The organism is Klebsiella sp. JB_Kp031, assembly GCF_040064295.1.
GTDB lineage: Bacteria > Pseudomonadota > Gammaproteobacteria > Enterobacterales > Enterobacteriaceae > Klebsiella > Klebsiella quasipneumoniae.
Window position 1 is genome coordinate 47,141 of sequence record NZ_JBEAJW010000034.1, and the last position, 20,833, is coordinate 67,973.

At 59.9% G+C, this 20,833-nt stretch carries 18 protein-coding genes and 3 pseudogenes; 13 read left to right on the plus strand and 8 right to left on the minus strand.

The genetic code is table 11. The features are described 5' to 3' along the window. Window positions 1-10: 10 nt before the first annotated feature. Complete coding sequence (locus ABLV64_RS16100; RefSeq protein ID WP_017900487.1) at window positions 11-1,444, minus strand: aldehyde dehydrogenase; 1,434 nt, start codon at window positions 1,442-1,444, stop codon at window positions 11-13. A gap of 272 nt (window positions 1,445-1,716) precedes the next feature. Here ABLV64_RS16100 and ABLV64_RS16105 point away from each other — a divergent pair, with 272 nt between their 5' ends. Next, window positions 1,717-3,315, plus strand: a complete 1,599-nt coding sequence (locus ABLV64_RS16105; protein WP_099441476.1) for an ABC transporter substrate-binding protein — start codon at window positions 1,717-1,719, stop codon at window positions 3,313-3,315. Window positions 3,316-3,331: 16 nt separating this feature from the next. Further along, window positions 3,332-3,565, plus strand: coding sequence for a YdcY family protein (locus tag ABLV64_RS16110; protein ID WP_004202765.1), 234 nt, complete (start codon window positions 3,332-3,334; stop codon window positions 3,563-3,565). Between the two features lie 8 nt (window positions 3,566-3,573). Here the strand turns inward: ABLV64_RS16110 and ABLV64_RS16115 are convergent, their stop codons facing one another. Continuing rightward, window positions 3,574-4,023 (minus strand): DMT family transporter, encoded by a 450-nt coding sequence (locus ABLV64_RS16115; RefSeq protein ID WP_004202763.1) that lies wholly within the window; start codon window positions 4,021-4,023, stop codon window positions 3,574-3,576. Then, entirely contained in the window at window positions 4,020-4,538 is a 519-nt protein-coding gene (locus tag ABLV64_RS16120; protein WP_004202758.1) for a GNAT family N-acetyltransferase, read from the minus strand. Before ABLV64_RS16120 ends, ABLV64_RS16115 begins: the two co-directional genes overlap by 4 nt. Window positions 4,539-4,700: 162 nt before the next feature. Between ABLV64_RS16120 and ABLV64_RS16125 the strand changes: the two genes are divergently transcribed. After that, complete coding sequence (locus tag ABLV64_RS16125; RefSeq protein WP_348843374.1) at window positions 4,701-5,282, plus strand: XRE family transcriptional regulator; 582 nt, start codon at window positions 4,701-4,703, stop codon at window positions 5,280-5,282. Between the two features lie 65 nt (window positions 5,283-5,347). Next, window positions 5,348-6,385 carry an NADP-dependent oxidoreductase gene (locus ABLV64_RS16130; protein WP_099441475.1) on the plus strand — a complete coding sequence of 346 codons (1,038 nt, stop codon included), beginning with the start codon at window positions 5,348-5,350 and terminating at the stop codon, window positions 6,383-6,385. A 62-nt stretch (window positions 6,386-6,447) separates the two neighbouring features. Here the strand turns inward: ABLV64_RS16130 and rihA are convergent, their stop codons facing one another. Further along, entirely contained in the window at window positions 6,448-7,383 is a 936-nt protein-coding gene (gene rihA, locus ABLV64_RS16135; RefSeq protein ID WP_348843375.1) for a pyrimidine-specific ribonucleoside hydrolase RihA, read from the minus strand. 277 nt (window positions 7,384-7,660) lie between these two features. Between rihA and ABLV64_RS16140 the strand changes: the two genes are divergently transcribed. Next, the gene (locus ABLV64_RS16140) at window positions 7,661-7,960 is read left to right on the plus strand and encodes a DUF406 domain-containing protein (RefSeq protein ID WP_020481014.1); all 300 of its coding nucleotides are present in this window, start codon (window positions 7,661-7,663) and stop codon (window positions 7,958-7,960) included. A 68-nt stretch (window positions 7,961-8,028) separates the two neighbouring features. On the opposite strand, the gene pqqU is transcribed toward ABLV64_RS16140, so the two are convergent. After that, window positions 8,029-10,134, minus strand: coding sequence for a TonB-dependent receptor PqqU (pqqU, locus tag ABLV64_RS16145; protein ID WP_017900492.1), 2,106 nt, complete (start codon window positions 10,132-10,134; stop codon window positions 8,029-8,031). Between the two features lie 257 nt (window positions 10,135-10,391). On the opposite strand from pqqU, the gene ABLV64_RS16150 reads away from it, so the two are divergent. Further along, window positions 10,392-11,453, plus strand: coding sequence for a YncE family protein (locus tag ABLV64_RS16150; protein ID WP_043519659.1), 1,062 nt, complete (start codon window positions 10,392-10,394; stop codon window positions 11,451-11,453). 148 nt (window positions 11,454-11,601) lie between these two features. Beyond that, a complete protein-coding gene (locus tag ABLV64_RS16155) occupies window positions 11,602-11,823 on the plus strand; it encodes a YgdI/YgdR family lipoprotein (protein ID WP_002906779.1) in 222 nt (73 codons plus the stop codon). A gap of 50 nt (window positions 11,824-11,873) precedes the next feature. Here the strand turns inward: ABLV64_RS16155 and ansP are convergent, their stop codons facing one another. Further along, window positions 11,874-13,328 carry an L-asparagine permease gene (gene ansP / locus ABLV64_RS16160; RefSeq protein WP_004202744.1) on the minus strand — a complete coding sequence of 485 codons (1,455 nt, stop codon included), beginning with the start codon at window positions 13,326-13,328 and terminating at the stop codon, window positions 11,874-11,876. A gap of 189 nt (window positions 13,329-13,517) precedes the next feature. Then, a pseudogene (locus ABLV64_RS16165) lies at window positions 13,518-13,769 on the minus strand (hypothetical protein); the annotation flags it as partial. A gap of 160 nt (window positions 13,770-13,929) precedes the next feature. Between ABLV64_RS16165 and dapF the strand changes: the two are divergent. After that, entirely contained in the window at window positions 13,930-14,796 is an 867-nt protein-coding gene (gene dapF / locus ABLV64_RS16170; protein WP_126065466.1) for a diaminopimelate epimerase, read from the plus strand. A gap of 23 nt (window positions 14,797-14,819) precedes the next feature. Here dapF and ABLV64_RS16175 read toward each other — a convergent pair. After that, window positions 14,820-15,101, minus strand: a pseudogene (locus ABLV64_RS16175) (class I SAM-dependent methyltransferase); the annotation flags it as partial. Between the two features lie 92 nt (window positions 15,102-15,193). Here ABLV64_RS16175 and ABLV64_RS16180 point away from each other — a divergent pair. The 5 genes and pseudogenes from ABLV64_RS16180 to ABLV64_RS16200 all read left to right on the plus strand — a co-directional run bounded on the left by ABLV64_RS16180 (window position 15,194) and on the right by ABLV64_RS16200 (window position 20,829). After that, window positions 15,194-15,586 (plus strand): cell envelope integrity protein TolA, encoded by a 393-nt coding sequence (locus ABLV64_RS16180; protein WP_004202738.1) that lies wholly within the window; start codon window positions 15,194-15,196, stop codon window positions 15,584-15,586. A gap of 193 nt (window positions 15,587-15,779) precedes the next feature. Beyond that, a complete protein-coding gene (locus ABLV64_RS16185; RefSeq protein WP_283090965.1) occupies window positions 15,780-16,331 on the plus strand; it encodes a shikimate kinase in 552 nt (183 codons plus the stop codon). A 91-nt stretch (window positions 16,332-16,422) separates the two neighbouring features. Beyond that, window positions 16,423-17,430 (plus strand): LLM class flavin-dependent oxidoreductase, encoded by a 1,008-nt coding sequence (locus tag ABLV64_RS16190; protein ID WP_053810327.1) that lies wholly within the window; start codon window positions 16,423-16,425, stop codon window positions 17,428-17,430. Beyond that, the gene (locus tag ABLV64_RS16195) at window positions 17,420-18,541 is read left to right on the plus strand and encodes a M20 peptidase aminoacylase family protein (RefSeq protein ID WP_135721896.1); all 1,122 of its coding nucleotides are present in this window, start codon (window positions 17,420-17,422) and stop codon (window positions 18,539-18,541) included. The genes ABLV64_RS16190 and ABLV64_RS16195 overlap by 11 nt, the downstream gene beginning before the upstream one ends. 24 nt (window positions 18,542-18,565) lie before the next feature. Further along, window positions 18,566-20,829, plus strand: a pseudogene (locus ABLV64_RS16200) (NtaA/DmoA family FMN-dependent monooxygenase). Window positions 20,830-20,833 lie beyond the last annotated feature (4 nt).

Here is a 20,833-nt window from a genome sequence, read left to right on the forward strand (position 1 = left end):
GGAGACGGCGTCAGAAAGGCAGTTCGCGGGGCTGGGTCTGGAGCGTTATCCAGCGCAGCTCAGTGAATTCTGCAATTCCGGCCCGGCCGCCGAACCGGCCATAGCCGGAGGCTTTGCAGCCGCCAAACGGCATCTGCGCTTCATCATGAACGGTTGGACCATTGATATGGCAAATGCCGGTTTGCAGACGTTGCGCCAGGTTCCACGCTCTGGCGCTGTCGCGGCTGTAGACCGCCGCGGAAAGGCCATATTCGCTGTCGTTGGCTACCGCCAGCGCCTCTTCGTCATTATTAACCCGAATAATCGCTTTTACCGGGCCGAAGGACTCTTCGTTCCACAGCCGCATCTCGCGGGTGACGCCGTCCAGTAAGGTCGGCGCCATGTGGGTATCGCTGGCTTTACCGCCGGTCAGCAGGCGGGCGCCCTTGGCTAAGGCATCGTCGATTAACGCGTTGCAGCGGGTGACGGTATTCATGTCGACCACCGGGCCGGTCAGGCTGGCGGGGAGAGAGGCGGCGCGCCTCGCCAGCAGAGGGATAAAGCGCTCCGCCACGGCGTTGTCGACAATAATGCGCTCGGTGGACATGCAGATCTGTCCGGCGTTGGCGAAGGCGCCAAAAATGGCGCCCGCCGCCGCCTGTTCGATATCGGCATCGTCGAGGACCAGCAGCGGCGCTTTGCCACCGAGCTCCAGCACCGCTGGTTTCAGATACTGCCCGCAGGTGCGGGCGATAATCCGCCCCACCGGCGTGGAGCCGGTAAAGTTGACGCGCCGCACCGCCGGATGGGCGATCAGCGACTCCACCAGCGCCGGCGCGTCTTGCGGCGCGCAGGTAAGATAGTTCACCACACCCGGCGGGAAGCCCGCCGCGTCGAGGGCGTCGATAATCAATCCTTGTGTCGCCGGGGAGAGCTCAGCGCCCTTGAGGATCACCGTGTTGCCGCAGGCCAGCGGCGTCGCCAGCGCCCGGGTGGCAAGGATCAGCGGCGCGTTCCACGGCGCCATGCCCAGCACCACGCCAGCCCCCTGGCGGACGCCCATCGCCAGATTGCCCGGCACGTTGGATGGAATGATCTGTCCTTCAATCTGGGTGGTCAGCGCCGCCGCTTCGCGCAGGATATCAGCCGCCAGATGGACGTTAAATCCGGCCCAGTGCGCGGTCGCGCCGGTTTCCGCCGCCATGGCGGCGATAAATTTAGCCTCCCGCAACAGCATATGTTCCGCCGCGTCGAGCAGTAAGCGACGCCGTTCCGCCGGGAGCGTATCGCGCCACTGTGGGAAGGCGCTGGCCGCGGCCTCGACGCAGCGTTTGCCGTCGGCGAGACTGGCGGCAGCGGCAACCGAAGCGACATCGTCTTGGGCCGGGTGGCGCCGGGTGAAGGTCCGACGGTCTTCGGCATCATGCCACTGGCCATCAATGTACAGATTGCAGGTGATTGTCATGGGGGTAGTAACCTCTTGTTCTGCGGTCCCTCCAGTGTACCGGTCGCCGCTGATGGCGAGCGTGAGCGGGGCGGTTATCGCACATTTTTTTGCCGGAATTGTGCGTAGCTCACAACATCCCAATCGTGCCTGACGCAAAAAGCAGCGCGACGCCGATTAAACCAGCAAATTCAGCGCGATTGGCATAAGGTGATAGCCATTGATTATTTGCCGGTGGCGAGGGGCTGTGCTGTTATTACTGTTCTTATAATCAATAATCAGGACTTATAACCATGTCTACAGGGAAAACCACGCTGGCGCTGCTGCTGAGCGCGCTGTTGCCGGTCAGCGCCGCATGGGCCGCGGGCAATGATACGCTGGTCTATTGCTCAGAGGCCTCCCCGGAGTCTTTCAACCCGCAGATCGCCAGCTCCGGCCCGTCGTTCGTCGCCAGCTCGCAGGTGCTGTATAACCGCCTGGTCACTTTTGACCCGGTGAAGAACACGCCGATCCCGTCGCTGGCCACCGAGTGGCACGTCTCTGAGGATGGCAAGACCTGGACCTTCACGCTGCGTCAGGGGGTGAAGTTCAACAGCAATAAATTCTTCAAACCGACCCGCGATTTTAACGCCGACGACGTCCTGTTTTCCGTGCTGCGCCAGATGGATCCTCAGCATCCTTATCACAAGGTGTCGCAGGGGAACTATGAGTACTTCCACGACGTGGGCCTCGATAAGCTGATTAAGTCGGTGAAAAAGGTCGATGACTATCACGTCCAGTTCGTACTTAACGAGCCGAACGCGGCGTTTCTTGCCGACTGGGGAATGGACTTCGCCTCTATTCTGTCGGCGGAGTATGGCGAGGCGATGCTGAAGAAAGGGACGCCGGAAAACGTTGATAACTGGCCTGTCGGTACCGGACCCTATGCCCTGCAGCAGTATAAAGTGGATTCGCAAATCCGCTATATCGCCAATCCCCACTACTGGGAAGGCGAGGTGCCGACTAAGCACTTAATCTTTTCCATCACGCCAAACGTCGAGACACGCCTGGCGAAACTGCAGACTAACGAGTGCCAGATTATTCCTGCGCCTTCGCCGGTTCAGTTCCCGGTAATTAAGGGCAATAAAGATCTGGCGCTGCACGCCGTCGAGGCGCTGAACGTCGGCTACCTGGCGTTTAACACGGAGAAAAAACCGTTTGATAATGTGCTGGTGCGCCAGGCGTTAAACTATGCCACCGACAAGCAGGCAATCGTTAAGGCGGTGTTCCTCGATTCCGGTACGGTGGCGAAGTCACCGATCCCGTCCACCATGCTCGGGTATAAAAAAGACCTCCCGGACTACGACTACGATCCGCAGAAAGCGAAAGCGCTGCTCAAGCAGGCGGGTCTGGAGCAAGGGGCGGAAGTGACCCTGTGGTCGATGCCGGTTCAACGTCCGTACAACCCGAACTCAAAACGCATTGCTGAAATGATCCAAAATGACTGGGCGAAAGTCGGGGTGAAAGCGAAGATCGTCAGCTATGAGTGGGGCGAATACCTCGCCGGCATGCGTAAAGGTGAACACGATAGCGCGCTGTACGGCTGGATGTCGGACAATGGCGACCCTGACAACTTTGCCGGCACTCTGCTCAGCTGTGATAATATCCAGACCGGCTCTAACGCCGCCCGCTGGTGCGATAAGTCGTATGACGCGCTGGTGAAGAAAGCGCTGCTGGTGAGCGAACCGCAGGCGCGCGCCACGCTCTATGAACAGGCGCAAGAGATCTTCTACCAGCAGGCGCCGTGGATCACCCTGGCGACCGGCAAGACCTTCTATGCCACCCGCAGTAACGTCAGCGGCTACCGCGTGAGCATGATGGGCAGCGATTTTTCCAAAGCGAAGCTGAATTAAGCGAAAGGAGAACAGGATGGCACATCTGGATGAGGTTATCGTCAAAGTCGATGACACTATTGCCGAGGGGGTTATCGCTCATATGAATGAGCTGCTGATCGCCCTGAGCGATGACGCGCAACTCAGTCGTGAGGAGCGCTATACCCAGCAGCAGCGCCTGCGCACCGCTATCGCCCACCATGGCCGACAGCATCAGGAAGAGCAGGACGCGCGCCGCGAGCAGTTGACCAAAGGCGGCGCGATCCTCTGAAGAGGTGCTCAGAACTGGCGTCTGGCCACCAGCCAGGCGCCCACTACCAGCATCACCGCGCCGCATAATGGCCCGATCAGCGCCCGCAGCGGTACGCCGTGGGCGCGAATTAAATCCATGATCAACCCGCCGACCAGCTGGCTGGCCACCAGTACCGCGATGGTAGTGGCCGCGCCGACGTTTTGATAGCCGCTGATGCTGGCAAAAACGAAAAAGGACCCCAGCAGGCCAGGGATCAGCGTCCACCACTTCACGCTCAGGGCCAGCTCCTGAAAGCCAGCGGCGCCCTGGCGCAGGAGCAACAGGGTCACGAAAATAACGATACCCACCAGCGAATTGAGCAGCATGGCGATGAGGATCGTCGACGCCGACTGGGTGATGCGCACCATCAGGGTGTTCTGTAGTACCAGGCCTACGCCGGCGGCCACCAGACAGGCGAGGGTGAGCGACGCATTCATGCCTTACCGTCCGGTTCCTGGCGCGCATCCAGCTGCAGCTGCATAAAGGTGAGATCCAGCCAGCGGCCAAATTTGGTTCCCACCTGCGGCATCTGCCCGGTGGTGATAAAGCCCAGCGTTTCATGCAGGTGCAGCGAGGCGTGGTTCTGCGACTCGATCCCGGCGACCATCACATGTTTATTCAGCCGCCGCGCTTCGGCGATCAGCGCAACCAGCAGTTTGCGCCCCAGGCCTTTCCCCTGATGGTCGGGGTGAACGTACACCGAATGCTCCACGGTGTGGCGAAAGCCGTCAAACGCGCGCCAGTCGCCAAAGGAGGAATAGCCGGTGATGACGCCGTTTTCCTCGCTCACCAGCACCGGAAAGCCGGCCAGCTGGCGGGCTTCAAACCACGCGATGCGGTTGTCGGTATCCACGGTTTTGTCATTCCAGATAGCGGCGGTATGCACGACGGCGTGGTTATAGATCTCGGCGATCGCCGCGCAATCGTCTTTAATGGCAGGGCGGATGGACATAGCAAACCTCAGTTTTTCGTACACTATAGTAGTACGATATTATTACAATAATGAACGCCACGCTGTCATCCGTTTTCAGCAAATTTTTTCCTGATGGGCCAGGGGTTACGCGGCACGACGGGCGGTTGTGTAATGCCTGCGCGCACACTATAGTGTTACGTTATGAATACTATAGAAGACAACCTCAATCAGCGCATTAGCGCGCGCATCCGCATCGAGCGCGAATCCCGTGGCTGGTCGCTGAACGACTTGGCCGAACGGGCCGGCGCCTCGCGGGCGATGATCCATAAAATCGAGCGCGGCGAAAGCAGCCCGACGGCGTCGATGCTGGGCCGCCTTTCCGGCGCCTTCGGCATCAGTATGTCGACCCTGATCGCCAGGGCGGAAATGCAGGAAGGCAAGCTGCTGCGTTTTGCCAGCCAGCCGGTATGGCACGACCCGCAAAGCCACTATCTCCGCCGCCACGTTTCGCCGCGCAGCGATCTGCCCATTGACCTGGTGCAGATCGAGCTGCCGCCCGGCAGCGATGTGCCGATGCCGGCTTCGTCCTATGCGCTGGCCCGCCAGCTGATCTGGCTGCAGCGGGGCGAGCTGGTGTTCCTGGAAGGGAATACCCGCTACGAGATGCAGACCGGGGACTGTCTGGAGCTCGGCCCACCGAACGACTGCCGCTTTATCAATGAATCCGCAGAGACCTGCGTCTATCTGGTGGTGCGCCTTAATCAATCGCCATCCGGCTCTTAATGATAAAGCGCATTGCGCATAAAGCAGCTAGCCTCAGTACTGTCTGCTAACAAGAGGAGTTTGCTATGTCAGAACAACCGCAACGCCATCGCCGCTGGGTACTGGCTTCCCGTCCCCATGGTGAACCGACGGCAGAGCATTTCCGCCTGGAAGAGCGCGAGGTGCCGACGCCGGGGCCGGGTCAGGTTCTGCTGCGTACCGTATATTTATCGCTGGATCCCTATATGCGCGGGCGGATGAGCGACGCGCCGTCCTATTCACCGCCGGTGGCCATCGGCGCGGTGATGGTGGGCGGGACCGTGAGTCGCGTCGTGACCTCGCAGCATGATGATTTTCAACCCGGCGACTGGGTGCTGGGCTACAGCGGCTGGCAGGATTATGAGCTTTCCGACGGCAGCGGGCTGGTGAAGTTGGGGGACAACCCGCAGCACCCGTCCTGGTCGCTGGGGGTTCTGGGGATGCCGGGCTTCACCGCCTACATGGGATTACTGGACATTGGCCAGCCGAAGGCGGGTGACACGCTGGTGGTCGCTGCGGCCACCGGGCCGGTGGGCGCTACGGTCGGACAGATCGGCAAAATTAAGGGCTGCCGTACCGTCGGCGTCGCCGGCGGCGCGGAGAAATGTCGCTATGCGGTTGACACCTTAGGCTTTGATGTCTGCCTTGACCATCGCGCGGCGGACTTTGCCGAACAGCTGGCCCAGGCCTGCCCGCAGGGCATTGACGTCTACTACGAAAACGTCGGCGGCAAGGTTTTTGACGCGGTGCTGCCGCTGCTCAACACCGCGGCGCGGGTTCCGGTCTGCGGGCTGGTGAGCGGCTATAACGCCACCGGTCTGCCGGACGGGCCGGACCGTCTGCCGCTGCTGATGGCGACCATCCTCAAGAAACGCATTCGGATGCAGGGCTTTATTATCGGCCAGGATTATGGGCATCGGATCGCGGAATTCCAGCAGCAGATGGGGCGCTGGGTGCAGGAGGGGAAAATTAAATATCGCGAACAGCTGATCGACGGTCTGGAGCAGGCGCCGCAGGCGCTGATCGGCCTGTTGAAAGGTGAAAACTTTGGTAAGGTGGTGATCCGCGTGTCGGCGGACGACTAATACGCCGGGTATAGCCTGAACGCGCCTCTCTCCCGGCCGGGAAGAGAGGCGCTGCATGAATATCAGGCGTAAAAGGCTAACCGCTGGGCGAGCAGATCGACAAAGGCTTCGCGGTCCACATCCAGCAGCAGGGTGGTATTGGGCGGATTGCCGGTCAGATGGTAGTAATCGACCACCGTCATCCCCTGGGTATATTTGCCTTCCGTTTCCACGCCGACCCAGCGCTCGATAGTGGTAAAGAGCTCCGGCTTGAGGAGCCAGGCGATGGTGCAGGGGTCGTGGAGCGGCGCGCCGTCGAAGCCCCACTTTTCATCCTTATGGTAGGCCATAAAGAAGTCGAGCAGTTCGGCGACGATAGTGGATACCGGATTGCCAATCTTGCGGAATCGCTCAATATCCGCAGGAAGGATCTGCGCCCGGTGGGTGACATCCAGGCCCGCCATTACCACCGGGATCCCCGACTGAAAGACCATCTCCGCAGCCTGCGGATCAACGTAGATATTAAACTCCGCCGCCGGCTGCCAGTTGCCCAGCCCCATGGCGCCCCCCATGATCACGATGCGGGCGATCTTCACGTGCAGCTCCGGATGGCTGGCGAGCAGCAACGCCACGTTAGTCTGCGGCCCGGTGGCCACCAGTGTCACTGGCTCCCGGCTTTCCCGCAGCACCCTGGCCATCAGCTCGACGGCGGTGCAGTTCTGCGGGGCAAAGGCCGGCTCCGGCAGGTTCGGGCCATCCAGTCCGCTTTCCCCGTGCACGTTATCGGCGATGATCAGGTCGCGCATCAATGGCTTCCACGCGCCGCCGGCGACCGGAATATCCGCTTGGTTCAGCAGGGTCAGCATACGCAGCACGTTGCGCAGGGTCTTCTCCGGCGTCTGGTTGCCTGCGGAGGCGGTGACGGCTTTCACCTCCAGCTCCGGCGAGGCGAGAGCGAGGACCAGGGCGATCGCGTCATCATGTCCCGGATCGCAATCAATCATAATCGGCAGTGCCATAGCAGCTCCTTGTTGGCGTTGTTCTGTGACCAGACTAACGCTGCGGCGCGAAGCAGACGAGATAGTGTGCAGAATAGTGTGATGGCAAGCACGGTTGCACCGGCAATCGCACGGTTAGTCGCGGCGGTCCTGCGTCATCAGGCCTCGCCTTGCGGTGGCGCAAGCTTGCGTCCGCCGCGGCGCGATAGAATAAAAATCGCTAATCCTTACGGATATTAATGGTTTGCTTTTCGGCGAGCGGATTCTTATCCTTAAGAAAACTCAAGAGGTTATGACGATGAAAGATGTAGTAGATAAATGCAGCACCAAAGGCTGCGCCATTGATGTCGGGACGATCATTGATAACGAGGACTGCGTCTACCGGGCTGAGAAATTATTCCCGAGCCGCGAGGAAGCGGAGTCAACCGTAGCCGCCGTTCGCGAGCGTGCCGCCGCGGCGGCGCCCGCCAGTGAACCGCCGCAGGTTGACTACACCCTCGCCGCCGCCGGCGACGAGGTGAAGCTCGATCTGTCCATCGCCTTCTCCTGCCAGGCGGAAAAGATCATTTTCGAATTGTCCCTGAGAAACCTGCTTTAATCAGCGTCCTGGGCGCCAGCGCCTGAGAATAACGCCTTCGCCCGCGAATCCGCGGGCGAAGTCGAGCGTTACTCGAAGCGCCAGGCGAGGTTCAGTCCGATACCGTAGTTGCGTCCGGGCGCGGGCTCGTAGTAGCGTCCGTTGGACTCGTTAACGATGACGGACCCGACGTACTCGCGGTCGAACAGGTTGTCGACCCGGCCGAACAGATCCATATCCATCCTGCCATAGCTCCACTTATAGCCGGTCGTCAGGCCGACCACCGTCCAGGACGGGGCTTTGGCGGTGTTTTCGTCATTCGCCATGATGTCGCTCATGTAGCGAATATCGCTTCCGGCGTACCAGCCCTGCTCAGGCTGATAGCCGAAGGAGGCGTAGCCCATATTGCGCGCGATCCCCGGAATACGGTTACCGTTGCAGCTGGCGTCGCCGCAGACGTTGGTGCGATAGGTCGCATCCAGCCAGGTCCAGGCCGCCTTCAGGCGCCAGCTCTCGCCAAACTGCTGATCCAGTCCCAGCTCCATGCCCTGACGACGGGTCTTGCCGGCGTTTTTATAGCTGGTGCGCCCGCCGCTGCTGCTGTCGACCACGATCTCATTATCGGTATCAGTCTGGAACAGGGCGGCGGTGAGCAGCCCATTGCCGATCCGCGTCTTGCTGCCGATCTCCACCGTGTCGTTGGTGGAGGGCTTCAGGCCGAAATTAAGGCCGCTCTGGTTATCGGAGCGGTATGACAGTTCGTTGATGGTCGGCGTCTCGAAGCCGCGGCCGGCGGAGAGGTAGACGTTCCACGCGTCGGTCAGGGCATACTTCAGCGAGCCTGCGGGCAGCCATTTGTGATAGCTGGCATCGCCGCTGTCGTCGCCATTGCCCGGCGTGATGTAGTAGTCATTCGAATCGAACCATACCGAGCTGTAGCGCACCCCGGCATCGAGCGAAAGTTTGTCGGTGAGCTGCCACTGGGTCTGCAGGTAAGGGTCGACGTTCCACATCAGGTTGCGTTCGTTACGACGCAGCGCGCCCTGTTCGCCATACTGCGGCGCGCCGTTGACCATCACAAAGTTTTCATAGCCTTTGCGGCGCTCGCTCATGTTCTCGTAGTCAAGACCGGCGGTCAGGGTGACCGGCACCAGCAGCTCCCCGCGATGGGTCAGCCGGGTATCGATCCCCTGGTAGTGGCGGGTGAGGTCAATCACCCCGCCGGCGTGGCTCGGCTTCAGCTGCGGCGCGCGCGGGATCGACTGGAACTGGGTGGTTTCGCGTTCCCCGGCGTACATCATGACGCTGAGATCGTCCTGGGCGCTCAGCTGGCGCTCATAGCGCAGACCTGCCTGGGTCTGCCGGGTATTTTTGCGGGTATTATACTGGTCGCCGCGCGGCGACTGGCGCGGGTTATCGCGCCATTCATCGGCGGTTAATCCGCCGGCGTCATTGGCTTTGATATCGACACTATTCAGCAGCAGAGTCAGCTTACTGACGTCGTTGATACGCACCCCCAGCCGGGCGTTGGCCAGATTTTTGCGCGCGCCGCTGTGATCGCGATAGCCGTGGGTGGTGAAGCGGTTAGTCGACACCGTGTAATCCACATCGCCCGCGTGGCTGCCGTCGCCAACGGCGCCGGTGGCTTTCATTCCATAGTGCCAGGTGCCAAAGCTGCCATAGTAGCTGCTGGCTTCCACGGTGGGCGGCTGGGTGCCGGTCTGGCTGGTGACGTTGATCACCCCGCCGGACGAGTTACCGTAGAGGGCAGAGAAGGGGCCGCGCAGCACCTCAATGGTGTCGACGCTGCCGATATCGATATTGGACGTCTGCCCCTGGCCGTCGGGCATGGTCGCCGGAATGCCGTCCACATAGATGCGCAGCCCGCGCACGCCGTAGGTGGAGCGGGAGCCAAAGCCGCGAATCGACAGCTGCAGATCCTGGGCATAGTTTTGCCGGTTCTGCACCTGCAGGCCCGGCACGGCGCCTAGCGATTCAGAAAGGTTGACGCGCGGCGCGGCCTGGCGCATCTCATCCCCATTGACCACGCTGACGGCGGCGGGGGTATCCAGTTCAGAAACGGTGGTTGGCGCAGCGGTCACCACCATGGTTTGTTCATCGGCGGCCTGGGCGGCGGCGATGAGCGGCAGCAGCAGGGCCGGCAAGGCCGCATGTCGCACGGATAGGATTTTCATCGATAGTACTCGGGAGACGAACCAAATGGAACATATGTATATATGTTACCCCGTTTGTAAAATATTTGAAAATTATTAACTGCCGTTGGTTAACGGATAGTGCTCAAGGCTGACGAATTTACCGAACAACAACAATTAGCGCTCCACTTTAATAAGAATAATGATTACTATTCTCATTCAAAACAAGGTAGAGCTATGACTTTGCCGCCGGAAGCGATGTCGGGTCAGCACATACAGGTTTATCAAAGGGAGTCGTCATGTCATTACGTCAGTTTGTCGCGCCGCGTCTGCGCCATTCACTGTTATTCACTTCTCTGCTGCTGGCAGGCAGCTTTAGCGCCCACGCCGCGGAAGAGATGCTGCGCAAGGCCGTCGGAAAAGGGGCCTACGAAATGGCCTACAGCCAGCAGGAGAACGCGCTATGGGTTGCCACTTCGCAGAGTCGTTCGCTGGACAAGGGCGGGATTGTGTATCGTCTTGACCCCACCACCCTCGACGTGACGCAGATTATTCACAACGATCTGAAGCCGTTCGGCGCCGCTATCAACCATGCCACCGGTACGCTGTGGTTTGGCAATACCGTTGACAGCACCATCACCGCCATTGACGCCAAAACCGGCGCCGTGAAGGGGCGACTGGTGCTGGACGAGCGTCAGCGCAGTGAAACCGTGCGCCCGCTGCAGCCGCGCGAGCTGGCGGTCAATGAGCAAACCAACACCGTCTACATTACCGGTCTGGGCAAAGAGAGCGTGATTTGGGTGGTGGACGGCGCTACCCTGAAGCTGAAAACGACCATTACCGGCACCGGGGCAATGGCGACGGGCCTGGCGATCGACCCGCAGGCTAAGCGTCTCTATACCACCAACGCCGACGGCGAACTGCTGACCATCGACAGCGAGAACAACACCATTGTGTCGCGCAAAAAATTGCTGGATGACGGCAAGGCGCATTTCTACCTTAACCTGAGCCTCGATACCGCCGGCCACCGCGCCTTTATTACCGACAGCAAGCAGCCGGAAGTGCTGGTGGTCGATACCCGCGACGGCAAGGTGCTGGAGAAAATCGCCGCGCCGGAATCGCTGGCGGTGCTGTTCAACCCCACCCGCAACGAAGCCTATGTGACGCATCGTAAAGCGGGGGAGGTGAGCGTTATCGACGGCAAGAGTTATAAGGTGGTGAAGACCTTTAAAACGCCGACCCATCCCAACAGCCTGGCGCTCTCTGATGACGGCAAAACGCTGTACGTCAGCGTGAAACAAGCTTCCAGCCGTGAGAAAGAGGCCACCGCCCCGGACGATGTGATCCGCATCGCGCTGTAAGGTCCCCGGGCGCGACGACCACTGCCACCGGTGGTCGCGCCCGGCATCTCACCCTCTGTTACAAACGCGTATTGGCCTGATAAACCAGATGGTTATACACTTACCCCTTTCCCGCCTCGCGCGGGCAGTGGTAATCAGTGGAGATAAAATGAAAAAGCCATTTATGGTGATTTGCGCCGGCGCGATGCTGGCCTTGCTGGCAGGCTGTTCGTCCAACTACGTTATGACCACCAAAAGCGGTCAGACGATCGTGACTCACGGCAAGCCGCAGCTGGATAAAGAAACGGGGATGACCAGCTATATCGATGAGTCTGGTAATAAGCGGGAAATTAATAGCAGCGACGTGTCGCAGTTGGTTGAGGATAACTAAGTCCTGACCTCCCGGTTTGCCCGCGATGGACAAACCGGGAGTCTTGCCATTTACTGCTTGAGCGTCGGCGCTGTGCTGTGAATCGCATGCACGCGCTTACGCACGCCAAACCAGCCCGCCACCAACAGCACCGCCAGCAACGGGATGGAGCCAATGGTATAGGTGCCGTTCGGATAATCGAAGGCCATCAGCACCAGCACGCTAAACAGGAACAGCAGCGTCAGCCACGAGGTGAACGGCGCCCCCGGCATTCTGAAGCTCACCTGAGCCGCTTTCCCTTCCTTAATCGCTTTGCGCAGACGCATCTGACACACCACGATAAAGCCCCAGGAAGCAATGATCCCCAGCGAAGCGACGTTGAGGACGATCTCAAACACCTGCGACGGCACCAGATAGTTGAGGAACACCCCGACCACGTACACCGCCAGCGTCGCCAGGATCCCGGCGTAAGGGACGTGGTGACGGCTCATCTTCGACATGAACTTAGGCGCGGAGCCCCCCATCGACATGGAGCGCAGAATACGTCCGGTGCTGTAGAGGCCGGAGTTAAGGCTGGAGAGGGCGGCGGTTAATACCACGATGTTCATCACGCTGCCGATGTACGGCACGCCCAGTTTTGAGAAGAAGGTAACAAACGGGCTCTGTCCCGCCTGGTAGGCGTTCCACGGCAGCAGCAGCACCAGCAGCACCACCGACCCAACGTAAAACAGGCCGATACGCCAGATCACGCTGTTGATGGCCTTCGGCACCATCCTCTCCGGATCTTTACACTCACCGGCCGCGGTGCCCACCAGCTCAATGGAGGCGAAGGCGAAGACCACGCCCTGCACCAGCACCAGCGCCGGCAGGAGGCCGTGCGGGAAGAAGCCGCCGTTATCGGTGATCAGGTGGAAGCCTGTGGCATTACCGTCCAGCGGCTTACCGGAGCCGAGGAAAATGGTACCGACCACGAGAAACGCGACGATCGCCAGTACTTTGACCAGTGCGAACCAGAACTCCATCTCGGCGAACCACTTCACGCCGATCATGTTCATGGTGCCAACGATGGCTAGCGCGCCAAGGGCGAAGACCCACTGCGGCACATCGCCAAAGGCGCCCCAATAGTGCATATACAGCGCCACGGCGGTGATATCGACGATCCCGGTCATTGCCCAGTTAACGAAGTACATCCAGCCGGCCACGTAGGCGGCTTTTTCGCCGAGGAATTCCCTGGCATAAGAGACGAAGCTGCCGCTCGAGGGGCGGTGGAGAACCAGTTCGCCGAGCGCGCGAAGAATAAAGAAAGAGAAGATGCCGCAGACCAGATAGACCAGTGCGAGCGCTGGCCCTGCCATTTGTAAACGTGCCCCGGCGCCGAGGAACAAACCGGTACCGATGGCGCCGCCGATGGCAATCATCTGTACCTGACGGTTGCCCATCGCTTTGTGATAACCCGCTTCGTGTGAGTTGAGCCAGTGGCGTTTTGCAGCATGGTGCTCCGCTGCAGTGTCGTGTTTCGTATTCATTGATGTATCAGTTTCCTGTCAATGCCCATGTTTGCAGCCGGTGTGGAGGACGGCTGGCACATTATGCTGGCTTTCTCATCATTCTGACGTAGGAGATAAGCTCAGACATGGCGCTGAATCCTACACGTAACCTAATAGTTACGCACCTAAAACATTTACCGATAGCATTTGACAGATTTATCAATGAGATCAGCGTCGCAGAGTTTCCCGCAACAGAATGAAAGCGCTGGTATGTTGGCGTCGACTGGGGTAATAGCGAGGCTGTCCGGGGACGGCGTGGGGCCAGTTCGCCTGCTGGCGCATTCGTTGGTCACAGGCGATAGCCAGCTGTTCGCCGAGTCGCAGCCCAGCGTTTAACCGGTCATCGACGACCACCGTTTGGCCATTATCATCAGTGCTTTTGATGTTAATATCCGGATATTCCAGCATAAATGGCTTCAGCGTCAGTCACGGTGGGGATGCGTAGACGGGAGAAGCATGACGCCTGTCTGCCGAAGAGCAGAATGAACAGAGCGGATAAGCCTTAGTGTTTAATTCATTCTGGCGGCGCAGGTATTGTAAGATGCAAGATCAGACCCATAGCGCCAGGCGACCCCACACAATGACCCCCTTACACTTTCATAAATATCACGGACTGGGTAATGATTACCTGGTATGCCATCGCGCCGTTGCCGACCAGCTGAGCAACGAGCATATTCGAATTCTGTGCCATCGCCACTATGGCGTTGGTTCCGATGGTCTGCTGATCGACAGCGGCGATCAAACCCATCCCACGCTGCGTATAATCAATCCGGACGGCTCCGAGGCGGAGAAAAGCGGTAATGGGCTACGGATCTATGCGCGCTATCTGTTTGATAGCGGTCGCGTCGGCCATGAGCCTTTTTTAGTGCACACGGCGGGCGGAGATGTCTATTGCACCGTGGAGAGTGATTTTCATCAGATTAGCGTGGATATGGGGCGGGCGAATTTCAATCCGGCGGCGTTACCCGCCTTAGTGAATTTGCCCGAGGCGGTGAATTATCCGTTGACGCTGGCGGATGAAACCCTGTCCGTCGTGCTGGTCTCCATGGGCAATCCCCACTGCGTTGTCCTCGTGGATAAGCTCGACCTGGAACAGGTTCATCGTTTAGGACCGCAAATTGAACATCATCCCTTATTCCCCAAACGCTGCAATGTGCAGTTCGTGGAAATTGTCGATCGCCATACGCTGAAGATTGGTATCTGGGAGCGGGGCGCCGGGTTTACGATGGCCTCCGGGAGCAGCAGTTGCGCGGCGGCCAGCGCCATGCGCCGGTTAGGGAGGGTGGACGATCGGGTGGATGTCAACATGCCAGGCGGCCAGCTGTGCATCACCTTCGGCGCGGATTTTCAGGTCCGTATGCGTGGCCCGGTGCATAAAATCGCCAGCCTGACGCTGGATAAAGACTGCTTTGTTGGCGGCAGCGCCATCTTTACTGGCGCTGCATAACAGATGGCGCGGTCAGCCTGAAATTAACTCTCCTGAGGATCAGCCGACGGCCCGTTTGCCGAACAAACGATGGTGGCATGATCCCACCAGGCATTGTGCTTAACGTTGGTGGCAAGGACGCTAAACTGCGCCTGCTGTATCTCATTCAGTAAAGCCGGGAGGGGTTTAAGCGTACGCCAGGGCTGCCCCTCTTTCAGGAGATGATGCTTGACAGGATCGTAAGTGGCGAGGTCTTCAGCATAACGAGGAAGCCCGCACATCGAGCCGATCACCAGCCGGCCAGCGGGTTGAAGTCATCTTCTCGCCCCGTCAGAGCCTGGCTCCGCTCTCTGGTGCCTTGCCTGCGAGTAGCGCATAATGGCAACCTTTCCAATTCGTTACGGGCAGGAAAGCCGGTATGTTGAAGAAATTGTGTTTATTAACCCTTATCTCTGCCTTGGGCGCGGGCTGCGCACCGTTACAGCCCTCCGGCTGTCATAAAACGACCGCGACGGGAAGCTGTGGCTCTGGCCGCTGGGACGATCGGGATGAGTGGGGCGCCCAGGCGCGGGCCATCAGGGCCGCGATACTAGCCCAGATGGATACCCCCGAGCGCTGGCAGGGTAAGAAATGCAGGTTGCATTTAGCCTTTGCGCAGGATGGCACGGTTTTACATGTCTCGACCAGCAACGGTAACAAAGCCTATTGTGACGAGTTAGCCGCTGCTGCCAGGAAGGCCACGTTCCCGCCTTTTAACAACCCCGATGTCTTCCGGGATTTTCAGCAGTCCGGCTTTGATATGCAGGGTTAAATTGACTGTCTGGTCGGCTTTTGCCGGCTGGAAAAGCCTGGCGACACCGCGTGTGCGTGGCTGACCGTGGTTGCCGGGGAATCTCACCACTTTTTTCATTGCGCTTGCTGTCGTCAGCGGCTGTTACACATTGCCTTTTCTCATCCGGGCAAAGGCGGCGAACAACGGGAATGGCTACCAGGGAGAAACAGAGATGAACATCAACGTGGTCGGCACCAGCGGCTCAGGCAAATCCACTCTGGCCCGGCGCCTGGCGCACCGGCTGGGACTACCCTGGATCGAGCTCGATCGCCTGTACTGGCGGCCGAACTGGCAGGGCACGCCGGATGAGGCGTTTTTCGCCGCCATTGCCGCCGCGACGGCCTCGCCGGGCTGGGTGCTGGATGGCAATTACAATCGCAGCCGCGGGGTCAAATGGCGCGAGGTGGATCTGGTGATCTGGCTGGATTATGGCCTCTGGCGCACGCTGCGCCAGGCGGTGTGGCGGGCCGCGAGCCGGGCGTGGCGACAACAGGAGCTATGGCCGGGCACCGGCAACCGCGAGAGTTTCCGCCGTTCGTTCTGCAGCCGGGAATCCATCCTCCTCTGGACGCTGAAGACCTGGCGGCAGAATCGTCGACGCTATCTGGCCGATATGCAGGATCCGCAATATCGGCATATTCGCTTCGTCCGGCTGCGCAGTCCGCGGCAGGCCGAGGCGCTGCTCCGCGAGCTGGAAGCGCAGCGGTCAGGCGGGCATATCTAATTTTCAGCAGTACACATGTGAATTAATTGTTTCTCAATAGTTAGCAGAGATTTTAATAATGCAGGCACGTACTTTCATATGAGCCTGCGAAATGTCTTATCGAATCAGTATCCTGGATAAAAGTCCGCTTGCCGCCGGGGAAACCGCCGCGCAGGCGCTGGCGCGCACATTAACGCTGGCGCAACACGCCGAAGCCTGGGGCTATCACCGCTTCTGGGTCGCCGAACACCACAATACCGATCAGCTGGCGAGCCCCTCTCCGGAGCTGGTTATCGCCTGGCTGCTGGGCCACACCCGGCGCATTCGCCTCGGGTCCGGCGGCGTCATGCTCCAGCACTACAGCCCCTATAAAGTCGCGGAAAACTTTAACCTGCTGGCCGCCCTCGCGCCGGGTCGCATCGATCTCGGGGTGGGCAAGGCGCCTGGCGGCCTGCCGCTCTCCACCCGCGCCCTGCAGCAGGGCCTGCATCAGGAGGAGAAAGGGACCTTTGCCGATCAGCTGGCGCAGCTGGATAACTGGCTGTCACTGACTGAGCCAGGGGGAGAGGAGAGCCTGCGCGCCACGCCGATCCCGCCGCGCCGGGCCGACGGATTTCTGCTCGGTGCCAGCCTGGAGAGTGCGGAACTGGCCGCCCGTCTTGACTGGAACTTCGTGTTTGCGGCCCATCTCAATGGCGACAGCGCGCTGCGCCGTACGGTGATCAACCGCTGGCGCGAGCTCAGCCCGCGTGAGGCGATCGTCGCCGTGCAGGTGGTGGTGGCTGACGATCCGGCCACCGCCGCTGCGCTGGCGCAGCAGGTCGAGGTGTGGGGCGTCGAGCTGGAGAACGGCCAGCGGGTGACCGTCGGCAGTGAGGCTCAGGCCGTCGCCTTTGCCCGCCAGGCTGGCAGCCGGCCGACACGCATCCACCGCCGCGAATCTTCACTGATCTCCGGTACTCCCGAACAGGTTAAAGCCCGGCTTGACGCGCTGCAGGCGGAAGATCAGCTGGATGAATTAATCATTGATACCCCCATTAGCGACGGGCCTGCGCGCCTGCGCTCCCTGCGCCTGCTGGCGCAGGCTCACTACGGCAAGGAGGTGCTGAATGTCCTTTGAACAACAACTGATTAGCTGGCGGCGCGAGCTGCACCAGAACCCGGAGCTCTCCCTACAGGAAGTAGCCACCACCGCGCGGATCCGCGACTGGCTGCAGAGCGGCGGGCTGACTCTGCTGCCCTTCGATCTGAAAACCGGGCTGGTCGCCGAAGTCGGCAGCGGCGACAAGGTGATTGCCCTGCGGGCGGACATCGACGCGTTGCCCATCGAGGAGGCGACCGGTCTGCCTTACCGCTCGCAAAATGAAGGGGTGATGCATGCCTGCGGCCATGATATTCACACCAGCGTGATGCTGGGGGCGGCGCTGCTGCTGAAGGAGCGGGAAGCGGAACTCCCGGGGCGGGTACGGATCCTGTTTCAGCCGGCGGAGGAAAATTTTGGCGGCGCGAAAACCCTGATCCGCGCCGGGGCGCTGGAGGACGTGTCGGCGATCTTTGGTATGCACAATGAGCCCGGCCTGCCGGTGGGCGAATTTGCCACCCGCGGCGGCGCGTTCTACGCCAACGTCGATCGCTTCGTCTTCAAAGTGACCGGGAAGGGGGCGCATGCCGCCCGCCCACATGAAGGAAAGGATGCGATCCTGCTGGCCAGCCAGCTGGTGACGGTGCTGCAGAGCGTGGCCAGCCGGGAAGTGAACACCCTCGACTCAGTGGTGCTCAGCGTGACGCGGGTCCAGGGAGGCAATACCTGGAACGTGCTGCCGGAGAGCGTCGAACTGGAGGGGACGCTGCGCACCCACAGCAGTGAAGTGCAGCAGCGGGTCAAGGCCCGGGTCAGCGAGATCGCGGCCGGTTTCGCCAGCGCTTTTGGCGCGCAGATTGACGTCTTCTGGTACGCCGGCCCGACGGCGCTGGTCAACGACGCCCGCTGGGCCGACTTCGCCAGCGAGGTGGCAGCTCAGGCCGGGTATCGCACTCACCACGCCGATCTGCATCTCGGTGGCGAAGATTTTGCGGTCTATCTTCAGCATATTCCCGGGGCGTTCGTCAGCATCGGCAGCGCCAGCGAATATGGTCTGCACCATCCGGCATTTAATCCGGATGAACGGCTGATTGCACCCGCGGCACATTATTTCGCCCGGCTCGCGGAAGAAGCGTTACAACACATTTAACGGATGGCAGGGGAAGGGGTAGCTATGTCTGAAAATCGACAATTGCGTCTGGGAACCATATTACATGGTGCATCGGGAAATATGTCCGCATGGCGTCATCCGGCGGCCCAGGCCGACGCCAGTATTAATTTTGATTTTGTTACAGAGACGGCGTTAAAAGCGGAAGCGGGTAAGCTGGATTTTATTTTTGTCGCCGACGGTTTATATATTAATGAAAAATCGATTCCCCATTTTTTAAATCGCTTCGAGCCCTTAACGGTGCTTTCCGCGCTGGCCGCGGTTACCCGGCGGCTGGGGCTGGTGGGGACTTTATCCACTTCGTACAGCGAGCCGTTTACCACCGCCCGACAGTTCGCCAGCCTTGACCATTTAAGCCAGGGGCGGGCAGGCTGGAACGTGGTCACTTCGCCGCTGGAAGGGTCGGCGAAAAACTTCTCCCGGGCCCAGCATCCGGATCATGCGCTGCGCTATCGCATTGCCGATGAATATCTGCAGGTGGTGAAAGGCTTATGGGATTCATGGGAAGAGGACGCCTTTGTGCGCAATAAGGAGACTGGCCAGTTCTTTGATAAAAATAAACTGCATACGCTCGATCACCATGGCGATTTCTTTAAAGTGGCCGGGCCGCTAAATATTGCCCGCACGCCACAGGGACGGCCGATTATTTTCCAGGCTGGCGCGTCGGACGACGGCAAGAAATTAGCCGCACGCCACGCCGATGCCATTTTTACCCATCAGGAATCGCTGGCCGAGGCGCAGGCATTTTATCAGGATGTCAAAAGCCAACTCAGCGCATATCAGCGCACCCCGGACCAACTGCATATCTTCCAGGGCGTCAGCGTCATCGTCGGGGATGACGCCCAGGATGCGGAACGTCAGTACCAGACTACCGCGGCGCTGGTTTCCATCGAGGATGCGCTGAACTATCTTGGGCGCTATTTCGAACACCATGATTTTTCGCAGTACCCGCTTGATGAACCGTTCCCGGATATTGGCGACCTGGGACAAAACAGCTTCCGCAGCACCACCGACGAGATTAAACGTCACGCCCGCGAGCGGGGATTAACCCTGCGCCAGGTGGCCCTGGAGGCCGCGAGCCCACGTCCGCGCTTTACCGGCACCGCCAGCGATGTCGCCGATGGCCTGCAGCTGTGGTTCGAACAGCGCGCGGCGGACGGTTTCATCATTCAGGGCGGCACGCCGGAAACCTTCCCGCGCTTTGTTGACGAGGTGGTGCCTCTGTTACAGGCGCGCGGTCTGTTCCGTCGCGACTATCCGGGCACTACCCTGCGGGAAAGTCTGGGCCTGGCGCTACCCGCTAATCAATTCCAAAAATAAGAAAAGAGAATCACGCTATGCAGAAAACAACACTCTTGCTGGCCGTCGCGTTGGCATTTAGCGCCTCGTCGTGGGCACAGGACGTCAAGATCAATGGCACCGGGGTAAGCCTGGAGGCCAACAAAACGCCGATTCACACAGCGAAAAACCCGCAGGCCATTGCCCTGTTGCCGAAAGATCTACATCTGGCGGTGCCGGGGAAATTCACCGTCGCGGTGGCGGCCCTGAACTCACCGCCGCTGACGGTCTTCGCCGATGACAACAAAACCCTGCTCGGCAGCGAGGCGGATATCGCCCGGCTGGTGGCGGAGAGTCTCGGGCTGGAGGTGAACGTAGTTCCCACCTCCTGGGAAGACTGGCCGCTGGGAGTCACCTCCGGCAAATATGATGCCGCGATCAGCAATATTACCGTCACCAAAGAGCGAAAAGAAAAGTTCGATTTCGCCACCTACCGCAAAGATTCGCTGGGCTTCTACGTCAAAAGCACCAGTCCGCTGAACAAAATTGACAAGGCGGAGGACATCGCCGGGCTGAAGATTATCGTCGGCTCCGGTACTAACCAGGAGGCGATCCTGCTGGCGTGGAACGCGGAGAACGTCAAGAAGGGGCTGAAGCCGTTTACCCCGGTTTACACCAAGGATGATGCCGCCCAGACGCTGGCGCTGCAGACCGGGCGAGCCGACGCCTTTTTCGGCCCTAACGTAATTGGCGCATGGAAGGCGGCGCTGACCGGCAAAACCAAACTGGTGGGCAGCGTCGATGGCGGCTGGCCGAAAGCGGCGCATATCGCGGTAACGCTGAAAAAAGACAGCGGGCTGGTGAATGCCGTCCAGGCGGCGCTGAACGGCGCTATCGCCAGCGGGGACTACGCCAAAGTGCTTAACCGCTGGGGCGAAGGGGTGGAAAGCATACCGCAATCGGAAATCAACCCGCCCGGGCTGGGCGACTGACAGG